A 17465-nucleotide genomic window follows, 5' to 3' on the forward strand; every position below is an offset into this window, starting at 1 on the left:
ATCACTCGTCGCAGGGAGGCGACGTGAGGCCCTTGGTTTCGTGCCACTCGGCCAGCGACATCGACGGGTAGTGCGGGAAGCGCGGATCGCCGCGCCTGCCCTCCACGGCCACCCACGGCGCCTTCGAGTCGAGCAGGCAGTGGACGTTGCTCGGTGGCGCCGGCAACGGCGTGTCGATCGCGCCGGCATGCGGGTGGACGAGCTCGGGCCAGGTCGGGTCCCACAGCCACAGCGCCGTGCCGCAATGAGCGCAGAAGTAGCGCCGCGCGCTGCTGATGTGCGTGCCCTGGCCGCTGTCGTTCGGCAGCCGCGCGCGATAGATGCGCAGCGCACGCTTGCCGGTGACCTCCATCGTGCGGGTCTGCGCGCCCAGGTTGATCGCATAGCCGCCGGTGCCCGCGGTCTTGCGGCAGATCGAGCAGTAGCAGCGCGTGAAGGGTACCGGCTCGGCGGATTCGACGCTGAACCGCACCTTGCCGCAGTGGCAGGAACCTTGGAGCTTCATGGCGGCGCTCCGGCAGGCGGCGTGCCTGCGCGCTACTGGGCTACCGGACTACTGGCTTTCCTTGATCCAGCGGCCGGACGCGGGCTGGATCGGCCGCGCATTCATCGGGTGCAGTTTCGCGAAGATCGCGATCTGGTCCATCGTCAGCATCACCGGCTGGCGCATCACCATCCACAGCACGCCCTCGGTGCAGGGCGGCTCGGTCAGCGAGCCCATGTAGGTGTAGTAGCTTCGGTCCTCGGGCAGCAGTTGGCGCGGGTCCAGCGGGGTGCTCGCCGCCAGCGGCTGGTTCTGCTCCAGCGGCAGGTTGTTCCAGACCTGCTGGACCACCGGCTGCACGCGGTTGTCGAGGTCGCGGTCCAGCAGCACGGCGACGATGGCGATGCGTCCGTCCGCATCCTTGTGCACCAGGTGCACGACCATGTCGAACTGCCGGCCGGCCAGCCGTTCCTCGGCGGGCCGGTGGAAGTGGAACTGCTGCAGCTCGTAGCGCCGGCCCATCACCGTGATCGCATTGCCGGGAGCCACGTCCACCCGCACCGTGCGGCCATCGTCGACGACGGAGAAGGCGCTCGGCTGGTAGTCGAAGCGGATCTTCTCCAGATCGACCTTCAAGGTGTCCTTGATGTCGATCGGGCTCTGGCGCTTGCCGGTGGCGCACAGCGCGTTGTCCGGATTCAGCGCGGCCCAGTGCTCGGGGCCGCCCTCGCCTTCGTAGCCCCAGGGCGGCGGCTCGCGGCGCGGCGCCGGCTTCGTCGCGGCCTTGGGCGTCGCCGCCTCCTTGCCGCCACGGCCGACCAGCTTCACCTGCCCGGCCGGCTCCTTCGTCAGCTTCTCGGACAGGCGCTGGCGCAGCACGTCCATCGAGTCCTCGCCCGTCGCCGGCTCGGCAGCATGGAGGTTCGGCGTGAGGAGAACAGCCAGCAGCAGGCCGGCGCAAAGCAGAGGGCGCATGGGTTCCTTCTTCGGCGTTTCCGCGCCTGGCTTTAGTACGCGACAGCCTTCTTGACCCACACCCAGGACACCAGCCCGATCAGCATCAGCCCGGCCGAGGTCAGCGCCAGCGCGATCGTCGAGTGCATCACCAGCGGCACCAGCGCGCCGGCGACGAGGCCGTTGGCCAGGCTGCCGACGCAGGCCTGTAGCGACGAGGCCATGCCACGGCGGTCCGGCGCCTGGTCCAGCACCAGCAGTGTGACCACCGGCACCATCAGCGCCCAGCCGAAGGCGAAGCCGAAGATCAGCGGGAAGGCCCACCAGCCGCTCGGCGTCAGCAGCAGGTTCAGCGTGATGTTGACCACCGAGGTCACCGTCATGATCAGGAAGCCGTGGCGGATCTGGTGCCGCGGCTTGATCTTGCCGGCGAGGCGCCCGCTCATGAAGGCGCCGCCCATGATCCCGCCGATCGAGAACAGGAAGAAGATGAAGAAGTGCTCCGGCGGCATCTTCAGGTGGTCGCCGAGGAAGACCGGCGCGGCCAGCACGTACATGAAGAGGCCGTTGAACGGCACACCGCTGGCCAGCGCCAGCAGCATGAAGCGCGGGCTGCTGGAGAGCCGCCAGTACTCGCGCATCAGCGCACCGATGTGAAAGGGCTGCTTCAGCGTCGAGTGCAGGGTCTCCGGCAGCATCCGCCAGTTCAGCAGGAACAGCGCGGCGCCGACGAGGACGAGGAACCAGAAGATCGAGTGCCAGCCGACGTGCACGAACAGGAAGCCGCCGACCATCGGCGCGATCGCCGGCGCCACGCCGAAGAAGATCGTGATCTGCGACATCACGCGCTGCGCCTCCGAGGGCGCGAACATGTCGCGGATGATCGCCCGCGAGACGACGATGCCGGCGCCGGCCGACACGCCCTGCACCGTGCGCCAGAACACCAGCTGGCCGATCGTCGTGGACACCGCGCAGCCCAGCGAAGCGAGCGTGAACAGCGCCATGCCCCACAGCACCACCGGCCGGCGGCCGAAGCTGTCCGACAGCGCGCCGTGGAACAGATTCATGATCGCGAAGCCGAACAGGTAGCTCGACAGCGTCTGCTGCATCTGCACCGGCGTGGCGTCCAGCGCCTGCGCGATGCCGGTGAAGGCCGGCAGGAAGGTGTCGATCGAGAACGGCCCGACCATGCCCAGGCAGGCAAGCAGGACGGACAGCGCCCATCGTGGCGCGCGCCACAGGCGGCTGGCATCGGGGTTCATCCTCGGCGCCGCTCGGCCGTCCGGAGGCGCCGAGGCGCCCCCTCGGGGGGCAGCGAGCAAGGCGAGCGTGGGGGCTTCATGTATGCGGGGGTTCTTGTCGTTATGTGGCGCGGGGCGGGCCGCGACATCGGGCTCAAGCAGTTTAGCGGCGCTCTACACTTGAAACCTTCCACAAGGCGCAATCCGCACAAGATGGCTGAAACATTGAAAGTCGGCGTCATCGGCCTGGGCGTCGTCGGGCAGCGGATGCTCGGCCGGCTGGCCGCGCAGCAGCGGCTCGAAGCCGTGGCCGTCTGGGACACCGATCCTGCCGCCATCGCCCGCGCGCTGGCCGCCTATCCGGCGCTGCATGCCACGACGAGCGCCGAAGAACTGATCGCCCACCCGGGCCTGGACACCGTCTACATCGCCACGCCGCCGGGCCCGCACATGCCGCTGAGCGAACTCGCCTTCGACGCGGGGCTTGCCGTGTTCTGCGAAAAGCCGCTGACCGTGGACTTCGACGCCGCCCGGCATTGCATCGCCCGCATCGAGGCGGAAGGCCATCGCGCCGCCGTCAATTTCGCGCTGGCCGCGTCGCCGGGCCTGTCAGTGCTGCAGACCCGCTTCGGCATCGCCTCGCACCTGCCGTTGGGCGCGCTGCGCGAGGTGCAGATCGAGCTGGCCTTCGCCACCTGGCCGCGCCCGATGCAGGCGGCGGCAGGCCCCTGGCTCAACGAACGCCACTCGGGCGGCGGCTTTGCGCGCGAGGTGCTGTCGCACTTCATCTTCGTGCTGCAGCGCGTACTGGGGCCGGCGAAGGTCCAGGCGCATCGGGTCGCCTATCCGGATGACGGCATCACCGCCGAAACAGCCCTGCGCGCCGAGCTGCTGGCCGGCGGCGTGCCGGTGCGCATCGACGGCCGCATCGGCAACGACGAACGCGCCGACTACAACCGCATGCTCTGGCACGCCGACGGCGGCGAGATCGAGCTGACCCGCTGGTTCGGCCAGATCGAGCAACGCCTGCACGAGGGCACGCGGCTGGAGGATGACCCGGAGGCCGTGCGCAACGCCAGCCAGGTCGACCAGCTCAAGCAGTGGGAAGCGATGATCGAAGGCCGCTCGCACAGCCTGCCCGGCTTCGCCGAGGCGCTGGCCGTGCAGGAGACGATCGAGAGGCTTCTGCTCCCTTAGACGAGCACGCGCTCGATGCCGCCGGTATTCGCCTTCTTCACGTACTCCGGCAGCCAGTCCTCGCCGAGGATCTGGCGGGCCATTTCGACGACGATGTAGTCGGCCTCCAGCAGGCCGTTCTGCAGGTCGCCACCGTAGCGCGAGAGGCCTTGCAGGCAGCTCGGGCAGGAGGTGAGGATCTTCAGGTTCTCGCCGGCGGCGACCTTGCCGCTGTCGCGCAGCTCGGTCTCGACCTTGCGCAGTTCCTCTTCCTTGCGGAAGCGGATCTGCGTGGAGATGTCCGGCCGCGTCACGCCCAGCGTGCCGCTCTCGCCGCAGCAGCGATCGCTCTTGACCACGCCGTCGCCGACCAGCGCCTTCACCGTCTTCATCGGCTCCTGCAGCTTCATCGGTGTGTGGCAGGGGTCGTGGTACAGGTAGCTGGCGCCGGCGCCACTCGCGGCGCCGAGCGTGATGCCCTTCTCCAGCAGGTATTCGTGGATGTCGATGATGCGGCAGCCGGGGAAGATCTCTTCGAACTTGTAGCCCTGCAACTGGTCGTAGCAGGTGCCGCAGGAGACGACCACCGTCTTGATGTCCAGGTAGTTCAGCGTGTTGGCGACGCGGTGGAACAGCACCCGGTTGTCGGTGATGATCTTGTCGGCCTTGTCGAACTGGCCCGAGCCGCGTTGCGGGTAGCCGCAGCACAGGTAACCGGGCGGCAGCACGGTCTGCACGCCGGCGTGCCACAGCATCGCCTGTGTGGCCAGGCCTACCTGGCTGAACAGGCGCTCGGAGCCGCAGCCGGGGAAATAGAACACGGCCTCGGTCTCGGCCGTGGTGGCCTGCGGGTTGCGGATGATCGGGACGTAGTCCTTGTCCTCGATGTCCAGCAGCGCACGCGCCGTCTTCTTCGGCAGGTTGCCCGGCAGCTTCTTGTTGATGAAGTGGATCACCTGCTCCTTGATCGGCGCGGTGCCCACGCTGGCGCGCGGCGCCTCGGTCTGCTTGCGCGCCAGGCCCTTGAACAGGTCGTGCGCCATGCGCTGGGCCTTGAAGCCCACGTCCACCATCGCCGTGCGGGCGAGCTTGATCGTCTCGGGATTCGTCGCGTTGAGCATCAGCATCGCCGCGGCATTGCCGGGGCGGAAGCTCTTCTTGCCCATCTTGCGCAACAGGTTGCGCATGTTCATCGTGACGTCGCCGAAGTCGATCTTCACCGGACAGGGGCTGGCGCACTTGTGGCAGACGGTGCAGTGGTCCGCCACGTCCTCGAACTCCTCCCAGTGCTTGATCGACACGCCGCGGCGCGTCTGCTCCTCGTACAGGAAGGCCTCGACCAGCAGCGAAGTCGCGAGGATCTTGTTGCGCGGCGAATAGAGCAGGTTGGCGCGCGGCACATGGGTCGCGCAGACCGGCTTGCACTTGCCGCAGCGCAGGCAGTCCTTGATGGACTCGCTGATCGCGCCGATGTCGCTCTGCTGCATGATCAGCGACTCGTGGCCCATCAGGCCGAAGCTGGGCGTGTAGGCGTTGGTCAGGTCGGCATAGGGCGTCTCGGCACCGACGGTGCCGGGGCGCAGCAGCTTGCCCTTGTTGAAGCGGCCTTCCGGGTCGATGCGCTTCTTGTAGTCGGCGAAGCCGGACAGCTCGTCGTCGCTCAGGAACTCCAGCTTCGTGATGCCGATGCCGTGCTCGCCGGAGATCACGCCGTCCAGGCTGCGCGCCAGCGTCATGATGCGCGCCACGGCCTCGTGCGCCGTCTGCAGCATCTCGTAGTTGTCGGAGTTGACCGGGATGTTGGTGTGCACATTGCCGTCACCGGCGTGCATGTGCAGCGCCACCCAGACGCGGCCGCGCAGCACGTCCTTGTGGATGCGGCGGCACTCCTCGATCAACGGCTTGAAGGCATCGCCGGAGAACAGCTCCTGCAGCGGCTTGAGGATCTGCGTCTTCCACGAGGCGCGCAGGCTGTGATCCTGCAGCGCGGGGAAGTAGCGCTCGTCCAGGCCGTTCTTCCACTCCAGCCACTGCGCGCGCACCTCGGCCAGCAGCGCGAGCGCCTGCTGCACGCGGTCTTCCAGCAGCTCGGCGCTGGGGATCTCGTTGGCGTCGTCCGTCTTGCCCAGGGGCAGCTTGCCGCGCTGGAACAGCTCGCGCAGCGCGTCGACCAGCGCCAGCTTGTTGCGCAGGCTCAGCTCGATGTTGATCCGCTCGATGCCCAGCGTGTACTCGCCCATGCGCGGCAGCGGGATCACCACGTCCTCGTTCACCTTGAACGCATTGGTGTGCTTGGAGATGGCCGCGGTGCGCTTGCGGTCGAGCCAGAACTTCTTGCGCGCATCGGCGCTGATGGCGATGAAGCCCTCGCCGCTGCGGCCGTTGGCCAGGCGCACGACCTCGCTGGTGGCGCGGGCCACGGCGTCGGCGTCGTCGCCGACGATGTCGCCGATCAGCACCATCTTCGGCAGACCACCGCGCTTGCTCTTGGTCGAGTAGCCGACCGCTTTCAGGTAGCGGTCGTCCAGATGTTCGAGGCCAGCGAGGATCGCCCCGCCCGGCTTCTTCATCTCCTCGAACATGAAGTCCTTGATGTCGACGATCGAAGGCACGCAGTCCTTCGGGTTGCCGAAGAACTCCAGGCAGACGGTGCGCACATGCGCCGGCATGCGGTGAACGATCCAGCGGCAGGAGGTGATCAGGCCGTCGCAGCCCTCCTTCTGGATGCCCGGCAGGCCGGCGAGGAACTTGTCGGTGACGTCCTTGCCCAGGCCTTCCTTGCGGAACAGGCGGCCGGGGATGTCCAGGCGCTCGGTACGCTCCAGCGTCTTGCCGGTCGCGTCGAAATACTTCAGCTCGAAGCTAGCGGTCTCGACGTCGTGGATCTTGCCGAGGTTGTGGTTCAGCCGCGTGACTTCCAGCCACTTGGCGCCGGGCGTGACCATGCGCCAGGAGGCCAGGTTGTCCAGCGCCGTGCCCCACAGCACGGCCTTCTTGCCGCCGGCGTTCATCGCCACGTTGCCGCCCACGCAGGAGGCCTCGGCCGATGTGGGGTCCACCGCGAAGACATAACCGTGAAGTTCAGCGAGGTCCGCGACTCTCTGCGTGACCACGCCGGCCTCGCTGAAGACCGTCGGCACCGGCTTGTCCACGCCCGGCAGTGCGAGCAGCTCGACGCCCTTCAGCGCCTCCAGCTTCTCGGTGTTGATGACGGCGCTGTTCCACACCAGCGGCACGGCGCCGCCGGTGTAGCCGGTGCCGCCGCCGCGCGGAATGATCGTCAGGCCCAGCTCGATGCAGTCCTTGACGAGGTAGGCCATCTCGGCCTCGCTGTCGGGCGTCAGCACGACGAAGGGGTACTCGACGCGCCAGTCGGTCGCGTCCGTCACGTGGGACACGCGCGAGAGCCCGTCGAACTTGATGTTGTCCTTGGCCGTGTGGCGGCCCAGCACCTTGGCGGCGCGCTTGCGCAGGTCCCAGACGTCGCCGAAGAACTTGGCGAAGGCAGCCACCGCGGCGCGCGCGGCCGACAGCAACTCGCCGACCAGCGCGTCGCGCTGCGGGTCGCTCGCCGGATCGCGGCGGCGCTCGACCTCGGTCAAGCGGTGGTTCAGCGCCTCGATCAGCTGCGCGCGGCGCTTCGGGTTGTCCAGCAGGTCGTCCTGCAGGTAGGGATTCCGCTGCACCACCCAGATGTCGCCCAGCACCTCGTACAGCATCCGCGCCGAGCGGCCGGTGCGGCGTTCCTGGCGCAGCTGGCTCAGCAGTTCCCAAGCGTGGGCGCCGAGCAGGCGGATGACGATCTCGCGGTCCGAGAACGAGGTGTAGTTGTACGGAATCTCGCGCAGGCGGGGGGCGCCGTGGGCGGCGGAGTCGTCGTCAGAGCTAACGGCGGGCATCAGCGGATGCGGAGCATTCATGGCGGCCGGGCGCGCAAAGCGCCGGATGAACTACGGGATCGATGGGCGGCAGCGGGCTTGTGGCCCGGAAATCCGGCAAGGAATACCGTCCCCGGGATCAGGGAAAGGCCTGAGTACATGCCAGCCGGTCATCGTACCGCAGCGCAGCATCGGGGGTCCGGGCCTGCGGTAAGTCCCCACGGCGCAGTGCGGGCGGCCTCGTCCACAATCGCCCGAACAGAGGAGACACACCATGTTGAAGAAGGCCACCTTCGTTGCCCTGCTGCTGAGCCTGGGCGTTAGCACCAGCCATGCCCAGACCGAGATCCAGTGGTGGCACTCGATGGGCGGCGCGCTCGGCGACTGGGTCAACGACCTGGCGAAGGACTTCAACGCCAGCCAGCACGACTACAAGATCGTGCCGACCTTCAAGGGCAGCTACGACGAATCGATGGCCGCCGCCATCGCCGCCTTCCGCGCTGGCAATGCGCCGCACATCCTGCAGGTGTTCGAGGTCGGCACCGCCACGATGATGGCGAGCAAGGGCGCCGTCGTGCCGGTGACCGAGGTGATGAAGCTCGGCGGCGTCACCTTCGACGCCGGCGCCTACGTACCCGCCGTGGCCGGCTACTACACGGCCTCCAACGGGCAGATGCTGAGCTTCCCGTTCAACAGCTCGACGACGGTCTTCCACTACAACAAGGACGCCTTCAAGGCCGCCGGGCTCGACCCCAACAAGCCGCCCTCCACCTGGCCCGAGGTGGCGCTGGCCGCGGCCAAGCTGAAGGCCAGCGGCCACAAGTGCCCGTTCACCACTTCCTGGGTCAGCTGGACGCAGCTGGAGAGCTTCTCGGCCTGGCACAACGTGGAGTTCGCGACCAAGAACAACGGCTTCGGCGGCCTCGACACGCGGCTGGCCTTCAACACGCCGCTGCATGTTCGCCACATCGAGAACCTGGCCAACATGGCCAAGCAGGGCCTGTTCGTCTACAAGGGCCGCGGCAATGCGGCGGACGCAGCCTTTGTGTCCGGCGAGTGCGCGATGATGACCGGCTCCTCGGGCCTCTACGCCAACGTCAAGAAGAGCGCCAAGTTCGCCTTCGGCATCGCACCGCTGCCCTACTACCCCGACGTGGCCGGCGCCCCGCAGAACACCGTCATCGGCGGCGCGAGCCTGTGGGTGATGGCCGGCAAGAAGGCGCCCGAATACAAGGGCGTGGCCCAGTTCTTCGCCTACCTGTCGCAGCCGGAGGTGGCCTCCGAGAGCCACAAGCGCACCGGCTACCTGCCCGTCACCAAGGCCGCCTACGCGCTGACCGACAAGAGCGGCTTCTACAAGGACAACCCGGGCACCGATGTGGCCGTGACGCAGATGATCCGCAAGACCACCGACAAGTCCCGCGGCGTGCGCCTGGGCAACTTCGTGCAGGTGCGCACGATCATCGACGAGGAGTTCGAAGGCGTCTGGGCGGGCAAGAAGACGGCCAAGGAAGGCATCGACGCCGCGATCAAGCGGGGCAACGAGCAGCTGGAACGCTTCCAGAAGGCCAACAGCAAGTGAGCACGGAGAAGCGCGTCCAGCTGCGGGCCAGGGTCCTTCCCTGGCTGTTGCTGGCGCCACAGTTGGCCGTCATCGCCGTGTTCTTCTTCTGGCCGGCAGGCCAGGCGCTGCTGCAGTCGCTGCAGCAGCAGGACGCCTTCGGCACCTCGACCGAGTGGGTGGGCTTGGCCAACTTCCAGCAGCTGTTCGCCGACCCGTCCTACCTGGAGTCGTTCCGGATCACGGCCGTCTTCGCGCTGCTGGTGGCCGGGCTGGGCCTGGCGCTGGCACTGCTGCTGGCGGTGATGGCGGACCGCGTGGTGCGCGGCGCGGCGATCTACCGGACACTGCTGGTTTGGCCCTACGCGGTGGCGCCGGCGATCGCGGGCGTGCTGTGGCTGTTCATGTTCGCGCCGTCCATCGGCGTGCTCTCGTACGCGCTGGAGCAGTTGGGCGTGGCCTGGAACCCGCTGCTGGACAGCCGGGACGCGACGACGCTGATCGTGCTGGCCGCCGTGTGGAAGCAGCTCTCGTACAACTTCCTGTTCTTCCTGGCTGGCCTGCAGGCGATCCCGCGCTCGCTGATCGAGGCAGCCGCGATCGACGGCGCACGCCCCTGGCGGCGCTTCTGGACCATCGTGTTCCCGCTGCTGTCGCCGACCAGCTTCTTCCTGCTGGTGATCAACATCGTCTACGCCTTCTTCGACACCTTCGGCATCGTCGACGCGGCCACCCGCGGCGGGCCGGGCAAGGACACGGCCGTGCTGGTCTACAAGGTCTACTACGACGGCTTCAAGGCGATGGACCTGGGCGGTTCGGCGGCACAGTCGGTGGTGCTGATGGGCGTCGTGGTCGCGCTGACGGTGGTGCAGTTCCGCTACGTGGAGCGGCGGGTGCAATATGGTTGAAGCCCATGGTTGAACGGCGCCCTGCCCTCACGGTGCTCTCGCACCTGGTGCTGATCCTCGGCGTGCTGATCGTCGCCTTCCCTCTCTACATCGCCTTCGTCGCCTCATCGCACACCGCGCAGGAGGTGGTGCAGGCGCCGATGCCGCTGCTGCCGGGCCCGCACCTGCTGGACAACTACCGCGCCGCGCTGCTGGGCAACGACAGCGGCTCCGGCTCGCACGCGCCGGTGGCGCGGATGATGTGGGTGAGCCTGGTCAGCGCGCTGGCGATCGCGCTGGGCAAGATCGCGATCTCACTGCTAAGCGCCTTCGCGATCGTCTACTTCCGCTTCCCGTTCAAGCGCCTGGTGTTCTGGAGCATCTTCGTCACGCTGATGTTGCCGGTGGAGGTACGCATCGGGCCGACCTACCAGGTCGTCTCGGACCTCGGCCTGCTGAACAGCTACGCCGGCCTCAGCGTGCCGCTGATCGCCTCGGCCACCGCCACCTTTTTGTTCCGCCAGTTCTTCATGACGGTGCCGGACGAGCTGCTGGAGGCCGCGCGCATCGACGGCGCCTCGCCGATGCGCTTCTTCTTCGACATGCTGCTGCCGCTCTCGCGAACCTCGATCGCGGCGCTGTTCGTGATCCAGTTCATCTACGGCTGGAACCAGTACCTGTGGCCGCTGCTGGCGACGACGAACGAGGACATGTACCCCGTCGTCATCGGCATCAAGCGGATGATCGCCGGCGGCGAGGCCGCCAACGAGTGGAACATCATCATGGCCACCGCGCTGCTGGCGATGCTGCCGCCGGCGCTGGTCGTCGTCGGCATGCAGCGCTGGTTCGTCAAGGGCCTGGTCGACTCTGAAAAGTAAAGCATCCATGGCAAGCGTCTCATTGCGTCAGGTCGTCAAGCGCTATCGCGATCAGGAGGTGATCCATGGCATCGAGGCCGAGATCGCCGACGGCGAGTTCGTCGTCATCGTCGGACCTTCGGGCTGCGGCAAGTCCACCTTGCTGCGCATGGTGGCGGGGCTGGAGGAGGTGAGCGGCGGCGAGATCGCGATCGGCGCGCGCGTCGTCAACGAGATCGAGCCCTCCGAGCGCGACATCGCGATGGTGTTCCAGAACTACGCGCTGTATCCACACATGAGCGTGTTCGAGAACATGGCCTACGGGCTGAAGATCGCCAAGGTGCCGCCGGCGGAGATCCGCACGCGGGTGGACAAGGCGGCGGCGATCCTCGAACTCGGCGGCCTGCTGCAGCGCCGGCCACGCGAACTCTCCGGCGGCCAGCGCCAGCGCGTCGCGATGGGCCGCGCGATCGTGCGCAGCCCGCAGGTCTTCCTGTTCGACGAGCCGCTGTCCAACCTCGACGCCAAGCTGCGCGGCCAGACGCGGCTGGAGATCCAGAAGCTGCACCGCGAGCTGGGCATCACCTCGCTGTACGTGACGCACGACCAGGTCGAGGCGATGACCCTGGCGCAGCGGATGATCGTGATGAACGCCGGCCGCATCGAGCAGATCGGCACGCCGGACGAGGTCTACGCGCGCCCGGCCACGACCTTCGTCGCCGGCTTCATCGGCTCACCGCCGATGAACCTGCTGCGCCACCAGGACGGGAAGAAGATCGTCGGCATCCGGCCCGAGCACCTGTTCATCGCCGCCGACGGCTGGCCGCTGCAGGTCGAGACGGTGGAGATGCTGGGCGCCGAACGCCTGGTGCATGGCCGCCTCGGCGACGAGCAGGCGCTGACCTTGCGCATCGACGCCACCCAAGCCGCACCGCAGCCGGGCGATGCGCTGAAGCTGGCCGTCAGCCCCGATCATCAACACTGGTTCGATGCCGAGACCCGACGGAGAATTCCTGCATGACATGGCCCCTGCCCTTCTGGGTTGCCCACCGCGGTGCCGGCAAGCTCGCACCTGAAAACACGCTGGCGGCCTTCCGCGTCGGCGCGCAGCACGGCTACCGCGCCTTCGAGTGCGACGTGAAGCTGAGCCGCGACGGCCTGCCCTTCCTGCTCCACGACGACACGCTGAACCGCACGACGCGCGAGCGCGGCATCGCCGGCGCGCGTGACTGGGCCGAGCTGTCACGCATCGACGCCGGCGCCTGGCACAGCCGTGCCTACGCCGGCGAGACTCTGCCGAGCCTGGACGCCATCGCGCAGTTCTGCATCGCCAACGGCCATGCGCTGAACATCGAGATCAAGCCGACCACTGGCAGCGAACTTGAGACCGGCGAGGTCGTCGGCCGCGAGGTGCTGCGCCTGTGGACCGGCCAGCCGAACCACCTGCCGCTGTTCAGTTCCTTCAAGCCCGACGCGCTGATCGGCGCCGCCCGCAGCGCGCCCGAGGTGCCGCGCGCGCTGCTGCTGGACGCGCTGAAACCCGGCTGGCTGGAGCAGGCGAAGACCCTCGGCTGCATCGGCGTGGTCGCGAACTACACGCTGATGGATCGGACGACGATCGACGCGATCCACGCGGCGGGCATGAAGGCCGCTGTCTACACGGTCAACGATCCGGCGAGCGCGCAGTGGCTCATCTCCAACGGCATCGACGGGATCATTACGGACGCGGTGGATCGCTTCGCGCCGGCTCAGCCAGGAGGTCGTGCGTGAAGCGACTCGTATCGACAGTGCTTCTTCTTTCCGTCCTCATCGGCCGCGCCGAAGCCGCTGCCGATTGCACTGCGCAGACCCAGTTGGACGTCGCGACCGTGAAGACCCAGGTGTTCGTCGTCGGCGAAATGCATGGCACGGCGGAAGTCCCTGTCTTTGTCGGCGGACTCGTCTGCAGCCTGCTGCAGGCCGGGCGCCCGGTGATGCTGGCGCTGGAGCGGCCAAGCAGCGAGCAGGCCGCGTTGGACCGCTACATCGAATCGGACGGCAGCGAGGCGGAGCGCCAGGCCCTTCTCGGGCAAGGCATGTGGGTCTGGCCGATGCAGGACGGGCGCAACAGCCGCGCCATGCTGGCACTGATCGAAAGCGTCCGTGTGCTACGCCGTGCCGGGCAGCCGATCGGCATTCTCGCCATGCAGCACCAGGCCGATCCGCGTCTGCCCAGGGACCGCCGGGCGATGGTGCTGGCGCACGATCTCGCGAGCCGGATGAACGATCGCCTGATGGCCGACTCGATCGCGGCCTTCTTCGCCGAACATGGCGACTACACGGTTGTTGCCTTCGCCGGGGACTATCACACGGCGACTGTCGCTCCGACAGGAACCGGCCCGGGCTACCGTCCGATGGCCCAGGTGCTGGAGGAGTTTTTGCCGATCTTTGTCGTTGGCCTGGCCTCGACCGAGCCGGGAACGGTCTGGATGTGCTCTCGCAGCAATGATTGCGGCGTTCATCCGGCGATTCAGCAGCCCTTGTTCATCGAAGGCACGCGAATCGACGCCGAGGTGAAACTGGGGCGACTCAGCGCGTCGGAGCCGGCGGCGCGCCCTTCAAAGTGACAGCCGCGCGTAGATGCAGGTATCGCGCAGCACGCCCTGCGGCGTGAGGCCGTCGTTGCGCAGGATGCCTTCGAGCTCGAAGCCGCAGCGCTCGGCCACCGCGCGGCTCCTGGTGTTGTTCGGATCCATGCGGATCTCGACGCGGCGGGCACGCAACTGCTCGAAGGCCATCTTCGTCAGCGCAAGTACCGCCTCGGTGACATAGCCCTTGCCCTGGGCGGAGCTGCGGATCCAGTAGCCGATCTCGAAGCGGCGCACTTCCCAGTCCATGCGCAGCAGGCCGATGCCGCCGAGCAGTTGCCGGCCTTCGGGCGCGCGGTCGTAGATCTGGTAGCGCAGTGCCTCGCGCAGCACGAACTCGGCGATCTGCCGGCGCACGACGGCCTCGGCCTGTTCAAGGTCCGGCAGCTGCTGCGCCCAGTGCAGCCAGGTCTGCAGCAGTTCGGCGGACTCGGCTGCTGCGGCGCTCAGCGCCGGCCCCACGCCAGGGCGCGGCACGGCGATCAGCAGCCGCTCGGTCTCGATCTTCTCCGGCACCTCGATCAGCAGCGGGTTCATGGGTTGGCCAGCTCCGTCGCCAGCGCCGCCTTGTCGCCGGTATCCATCTTCGGCAACTCCCTCACCCGGCGGATGACCGGATGACGCCAGGCCACGGCGCTCAGCAGCAGCGCGCCGACGCCGGCGAACAGCAGTGCCGAGCGCAGGCCGACGTGCTCGCCGAGCCAGCCTCCCAGCAGCGCACCGGGGCCGGCCGGGATCAGGATCAGCCAGCGCATCGTGCTGGTCATCCGACCCAGCATCGGCGCGGGCGTGACGCTCTGGCGCAGCGACAGGAAGTTGATGAAGATCAGCACTGCGCCAACGCCGAAGCAGAACAGCATGAAGGCGAAGGCCGCCACGCCGAAGGCGTTGGCCGGCATCACCGACAGCACCAGCCAGCCCAGGCCCGTCACGGCAGCCCCAGCCACCAGGCAGGGGCCGGGGCCCAGGCGGCGGCTGATGCGGTGGCCGAAGACGCTGGCCAGCACCGTGCCCGCGCCCAGCGCCACGTAGCAGAGGCCCACGCTCTGGCCGCTCAAGTGCAGTTCGCGCGTGGCGAACAGGATCTGCACGACCTGGGCCGCGTTGTTGCACATCTGCCAGGCGCCGACGGTGGCCGCCAGGCTCACCAGCAAGCGCCGCTCGCGCACGAAGCGCAGGCCGGCCTTCAGGTCACGCCAGAAGTCGCCGTCGGCCTTCTTCACCAGTTGTTCCTCGATGCGGATGCCGCGCAGGATCATGGCCGAGCCGAACACCAGCAAGGCATCGACGGCCAGCGCCAGCGGCGCGCCGAGGATCTTGATCAAGAGGCCGGCCACACCAGGCCCGGCCACCTCGGCGCCGGACGAGGCCAGCGCGTTCTTGGCATGGGCCTCGACGAGCCGGTCGCGCGTGACGACCTGCGTCAGCACGATCTGCGCCGCGCTGCCGGCGCCGGTATTGACGCAGCCGAGGATGAAGCCGACGAAGTACAGCCAGTTCATCGTCAGCCAGCCGGCCCAGTGCGCCACCGGCACGGTGCCGACGGCCAGCGCCAGGGTCAGCTCGCCGCTGACGTAGACGGGCAGCTTGCGCACGCGGTCCAGCCAGACGCCGCAGGGCAGCGAGAACATGACGAAGGGCATGATCTCCATCGCCGTCAGCAGGCCCATCTGCGTGGGGCTGGCGTGCAGCAGCACGGCGGCCGTCAGCGGCAGGGCCAGCAAGGTGATCTGCCCGCCGAGCGAGCTGATCAGGATCGAGGACCAGAGGCGCCGGTAGATGGCGTCGCGCAGCAGGTCGCCAGGCGGCAGGCGCACGGCATTCAAGAGCGCATCGAACCAGGTCATCGGCCGGGTTGTCTGCATGGGGTACTCCAGGAAAAACAGGCGCCGCGGGAGCGGGCGCAGGACCAAGGGCTGCGCGGGAGCGCAGCGGATCAATTCATCGTCAACGCGAGGTCGCTGGCGAGCAACGTCGGGTGCGGTCGAGGAGCTTGGTCATGGTCGGGCGATCTTAGCTGCGCGGCGCTCAGAAGCCAACGGCCGCACCGTCGCGGCGTGGGTCGCTGGCGGCGACGTAACCCGCCCCGTCCTCCGGGAGCCGCCAGATGAACTGGCCGGCGCCGAAGTCCTGGTAGCTGTCGTGAATATCGCCAATCTGATGGCCCAGCGCGGCGAGGCCGGCGATCGTGTCCGGCGGCATGTGGGGCTCGACATTGATCGACAAGCCCTCATTGAAGCGCCAGCGCGGCGCGTCGCAGGCGGCCTGCGGCTGCTGGCGGTAGTCCAGCATGCGCAGCAAGGTCTGCACATGGCCCTGCGGCTGCATATTGCCGCCCATCACGCCGAAGCTCATCTGCGGCTGGCCGTCCTTGGTCAGGAAGGCCGGGATGATCGTGTGGAAAGGCCTCTTGCCCGGCGCGACGACGTTGGCATGGCCCGGCTCCAAGGTGAAGCCGTGGCCGCGGTTCTGCAGCGAGACACCATAGCCCGGCACAACCAGGCCCGAGCCAAAGCCCATGTAGTTGCTCTGGATGAAGCTGACCATCATGCCGCTCTCGTCGGCGGCGGTCAGGTAGATCGTGCCGCCCTTGACCGGGTTGCCGGCCTGGAAATCCTGGGCGCGGCTCATGTCGATCAGCGCCGCGCGCCGCTTCAGGTAGGCCGGGTCCAAAAGCTCATCGACGCTGACCTGCATGGACTCCGGCGCGCTGACGTAGCGATACACGTCAGCGAAGGCGAGCTTCATCGCCTCGATCTGCAGGTGCGTGGAGGCGACGCCGTCGACCGGCAGCGCGGCCACGTCGAAATGCTTCAGCAGGCCCGGCGCGATCAGTGCGGCGATGCCCTGGCCGTTTGGCGGGATCTCGTGCAGCTCGTGGCCGGCGTAGGCCTGCGAGATCGGCGTGACCCACTCGGGTTGGTAGGCCGCCAGGTCCGCCTCGCCCATCGCACCGCCGGTAGCGCGCGCGAAGACGGCGATGGCGGCGGCGATCTCGCCACGGTAGAAGGCCTCGCCCTTCGTCTGTGCGATCAGCCGCAGGCTGCGCGCGGCGTCCGGAAAGCGGAACAGCTCGCCCACCTGCGGCGCACGGCCGCGCGGCATGAAGGTGTCGCGGAAGCCGGGTTGCGTGTTCAGTTCGTCCAGCGCCGCGGCGAGCGCCCACTTGCCTTGGACGACGACGGGCACCGCGTAACCCCGCTCGGCGATGTCGATGGCCGGGGCCATCAGGTCGGCGAAAGGCAGCTTGCCGAAGCGCTCGCTCAATGCCATCCAGCCGGCCACGGCGCCGGGCACCGTCACCGAGCCCCAGCCGCGCTTCGGTGGCGTCTTCGCGTCGGCACCGTAGGTCTTGTGCATGAAGTCGGGCGTCCAGGCCTGGGGCGCGGTGCCGGAGGCGTTCAGGCCGTGCAGCTTCTGGCCATCCCAGAGGATGCAGAAGGCGTCGGAGCCGAGGCCGTTGCTGCAGGGCTCGACCAAGGTCATGCAGGCCGCGGCCGCGATCGCCGCGTCCACCGCGTTGCCGCCCGCGGCCAGCATCCGCAGGCCCGCCTGCGCGGCGAGCGGGTGCGAGGTGGAGACAATATTGCGCGCGAAGACGGGGCTGCGGGTGCTGGGGTAGTGGGAGGTCCAGTCGAAGTTCATCGTCGTCGGCTCGCTGATCGGATGCCGACGATTGTGAGCGATCGAACAGCCCGAACGGCCGCTTGTAAGGAAGTGCAAAGGATGGCGGGGCGGTCAACGCACTCGCGAAACACATCGTTGTGCCAGTACCTTCCACCCCTCCCTTGGAGTTCTCC

General features: G+C 68.0%; 14 protein-coding genes. 7 read left to right on the forward strand and 7 right to left on the reverse strand.

The genetic code is table 11. The features are described from left to right. Position 1: 1 nt before the first annotated feature. The 3 genes from SNE35_RS06630 to SNE35_RS06640 are packed head-to-tail and all read right to left on the reverse strand — an operon-like array spanning position 2 to position 2700. Positions 2–505 carry a GFA family protein gene (locus tag SNE35_RS06630; RefSeq protein ID WP_320422074.1) on the reverse strand — a complete coding sequence of 168 codons (504 nt, stop codon included), beginning with the start codon at positions 503–505 and terminating at the stop codon, positions 2–4. Between the two features lie 48 nt (positions 506–553). Continuing rightward, positions 554–1459, reverse strand: coding sequence for a carbonic anhydrase (locus SNE35_RS06635; protein ID WP_320422075.1), 906 nt, complete (start codon positions 1457–1459; stop codon positions 554–556). A gap of 32 nt (positions 1460–1491) precedes the next feature. Further along, on the reverse strand, positions 1492–2700 hold the full coding sequence (locus SNE35_RS06640; protein WP_320422076.1) for a multidrug effflux MFS transporter: 1209 nt from the start codon (positions 2698–2700) through the stop codon (positions 1492–1494). A gap of 192 nt (positions 2701–2892) precedes the next feature. Between SNE35_RS06640 and SNE35_RS06645 the strand changes: the two genes are divergently transcribed. Then, positions 2893–3876, forward strand: coding sequence for a Gfo/Idh/MocA family protein (locus tag SNE35_RS06645; protein WP_320422077.1), 984 nt, complete (start codon positions 2893–2895; stop codon positions 3874–3876). Here the strand turns inward: SNE35_RS06645 and SNE35_RS06650 are convergent. Then, positions 3873–7775: a DUF3683 domain-containing protein gene (locus SNE35_RS06650; protein WP_431312716.1), complete on the reverse strand. Its 3903-nt coding sequence runs from the start codon at positions 7773–7775 to the stop codon at positions 3873–3875. The genes SNE35_RS06645 and SNE35_RS06650 overlap by 4 nt on opposite strands. Positions 7776–8007: 232 nt before the next feature. Between SNE35_RS06650 and ugpB the strand changes: the two genes are divergently transcribed. From ugpB to SNE35_RS06680, 6 genes are read left to right on the forward strand one after another with little or no spacing between them, the layout of a single operon-like run. After that, positions 8008–9315 (forward strand): sn-glycerol-3-phosphate ABC transporter substrate-binding protein UgpB, encoded by a 1308-nt coding sequence (ugpB, locus tag SNE35_RS06655; protein WP_320422078.1) that lies wholly within the window; start codon positions 8008–8010, stop codon positions 9313–9315. Beyond that, positions 9312–10202, forward strand: a complete 891-nt coding sequence (gene ugpA, locus SNE35_RS06660) for a sn-glycerol-3-phosphate ABC transporter permease UgpA (protein ID WP_320422079.1) — start codon at positions 9312–9314, stop codon at positions 10200–10202. Before ugpB ends, ugpA begins: the two co-directional genes overlap by 4 nt. Before the next feature lie 5 nt (positions 10203–10207). Beyond that, on the forward strand, positions 10208–11059 hold the full coding sequence (gene ugpE / locus SNE35_RS06665; RefSeq protein ID WP_320422080.1) for a sn-glycerol-3-phosphate ABC transporter permease UgpE: 852 nt from the start codon (positions 10208–10210) through the stop codon (positions 11057–11059). A 7-nt stretch (positions 11060–11066) separates the two neighbouring features. Further along, positions 11067–12059, forward strand: a complete 993-nt coding sequence (locus SNE35_RS06670; RefSeq protein WP_320422081.1) for a sn-glycerol-3-phosphate import ATP-binding protein UgpC — start codon at positions 11067–11069, stop codon at positions 12057–12059. Then, complete coding sequence (gene ugpQ / locus SNE35_RS06675; RefSeq protein WP_320422082.1) at positions 12056–12808, forward strand: glycerophosphodiester phosphodiesterase; 753 nt, start codon at positions 12056–12058, stop codon at positions 12806–12808. The genes SNE35_RS06670 and ugpQ overlap by 4 nt, the downstream gene beginning before the upstream one ends. Then, a complete protein-coding gene (locus SNE35_RS06680) occupies positions 12805–13644 on the forward strand; it encodes a hypothetical protein (RefSeq protein ID WP_320422083.1) in 840 nt (279 codons plus the stop codon). The genes ugpQ and SNE35_RS06680 overlap by 4 nt, the downstream gene beginning before the upstream one ends. Here the strand turns inward: SNE35_RS06680 and SNE35_RS06685 are convergent. The 3 genes from SNE35_RS06685 to SNE35_RS06695 all read right to left on the reverse strand — a co-directional run bounded on the left by SNE35_RS06685 (position 13636) and on the right by SNE35_RS06695 (position 17310). Next, a complete protein-coding gene (locus SNE35_RS06685; protein ID WP_320422084.1) occupies positions 13636–14202 on the reverse strand; it encodes a GNAT family N-acetyltransferase in 567 nt (188 codons plus the stop codon). The genes SNE35_RS06680 and SNE35_RS06685 overlap by 9 nt on opposite strands. Beyond that, positions 14199–15530 carry an MFS transporter gene (locus tag SNE35_RS06690; protein WP_320422085.1) on the reverse strand — a complete coding sequence of 444 codons (1332 nt, stop codon included), beginning with the start codon at positions 15528–15530 and terminating at the stop codon, positions 14199–14201. The genes SNE35_RS06685 and SNE35_RS06690 overlap by 4 nt, the downstream gene beginning before the upstream one ends. A gap of 163 nt (positions 15531–15693) precedes the next feature. After that, positions 15694–17310 carry a gamma-glutamyltransferase family protein gene (locus tag SNE35_RS06695; protein ID WP_320422086.1) on the reverse strand — a complete coding sequence of 539 codons (1617 nt, stop codon included), beginning with the start codon at positions 17308–17310 and terminating at the stop codon, positions 15694–15696. Between the last annotated feature and the right edge of the window lie 155 nt (positions 17311–17465).

Origin of the sequence: Roseateles agri (assembly GCF_034043675.1) — a bacterium.
In the GTDB taxonomy this organism is placed as follows: Bacteria; Pseudomonadota; Gammaproteobacteria; order Burkholderiales; family Burkholderiaceae_C; genus KK5.

What these genes read in the sequence shown, in the direction of transcription:
- SNE35_RS06630 (WP_320422074.1), bottom strand. Translation starts at nt 505, where the DNA reads ATGAAGCTCCAAGGTTCCTGCCACTGCGGCAAGGTGCGGTTCAGCGTC.
- SNE35_RS06635 (WP_320422075.1), bottom strand. Translation starts at nt 1,459, where the DNA reads ATGCGCCCTCTGCTTTGCGCCGGCCTGCTGCTGGCTGTTCTCCTCACG.
- SNE35_RS06640 (WP_320422076.1), bottom strand. Translation starts at nt 2,700, where the DNA reads ATGAACCCCGATGCCAGCCGCCTGTGGCGCGCGCCACGATGGGCGCTG.
- SNE35_RS06645 (WP_320422077.1), top strand. Translation starts at nt 2,893, where the DNA reads ATGGCTGAAACATTGAAAGTCGGCGTCATCGGCCTGGGCGTCGTCGGG.
- SNE35_RS06650 (WP_431312716.1), bottom strand. Translation starts at nt 7,775, where the DNA reads ATGAATGCTCCGCATCCGCTGATGCCCGCCGTTAGCTCTGACGACGAC.
- ugpB (WP_320422078.1), top strand. Translation starts at nt 8,008, where the DNA reads ATGTTGAAGAAGGCCACCTTCGTTGCCCTGCTGCTGAGCCTGGGCGTT.
- ugpE (WP_320422080.1), top strand. Translation starts at nt 10,208, where the DNA reads ATGGTTGAACGGCGCCCTGCCCTCACGGTGCTCTCGCACCTGGTGCTG.
- SNE35_RS06670 (WP_320422081.1), top strand. Translation starts at nt 11,067, where the DNA reads ATGGCAAGCGTCTCATTGCGTCAGGTCGTCAAGCGCTATCGCGATCAG.
- ugpQ (WP_320422082.1), top strand. Translation starts at nt 12,056, where the DNA reads ATGACATGGCCCCTGCCCTTCTGGGTTGCCCACCGCGGTGCCGGCAAG.
- SNE35_RS06685 (WP_320422084.1), bottom strand. Translation starts at nt 14,202, where the DNA reads ATGAACCCGCTGCTGATCGAGGTGCCGGAGAAGATCGAGACCGAGCGG.
- SNE35_RS06690 (WP_320422085.1), bottom strand. Translation starts at nt 15,530, where the DNA reads ATGCAGACAACCCGGCCGATGACCTGGTTCGATGCGCTCTTGAATGCC.
- SNE35_RS06695 (WP_320422086.1), bottom strand. Translation starts at nt 17,310, where the DNA reads ATGAACTTCGACTGGACCTCCCACTACCCCAGCACCCGCAGCCCCGTC.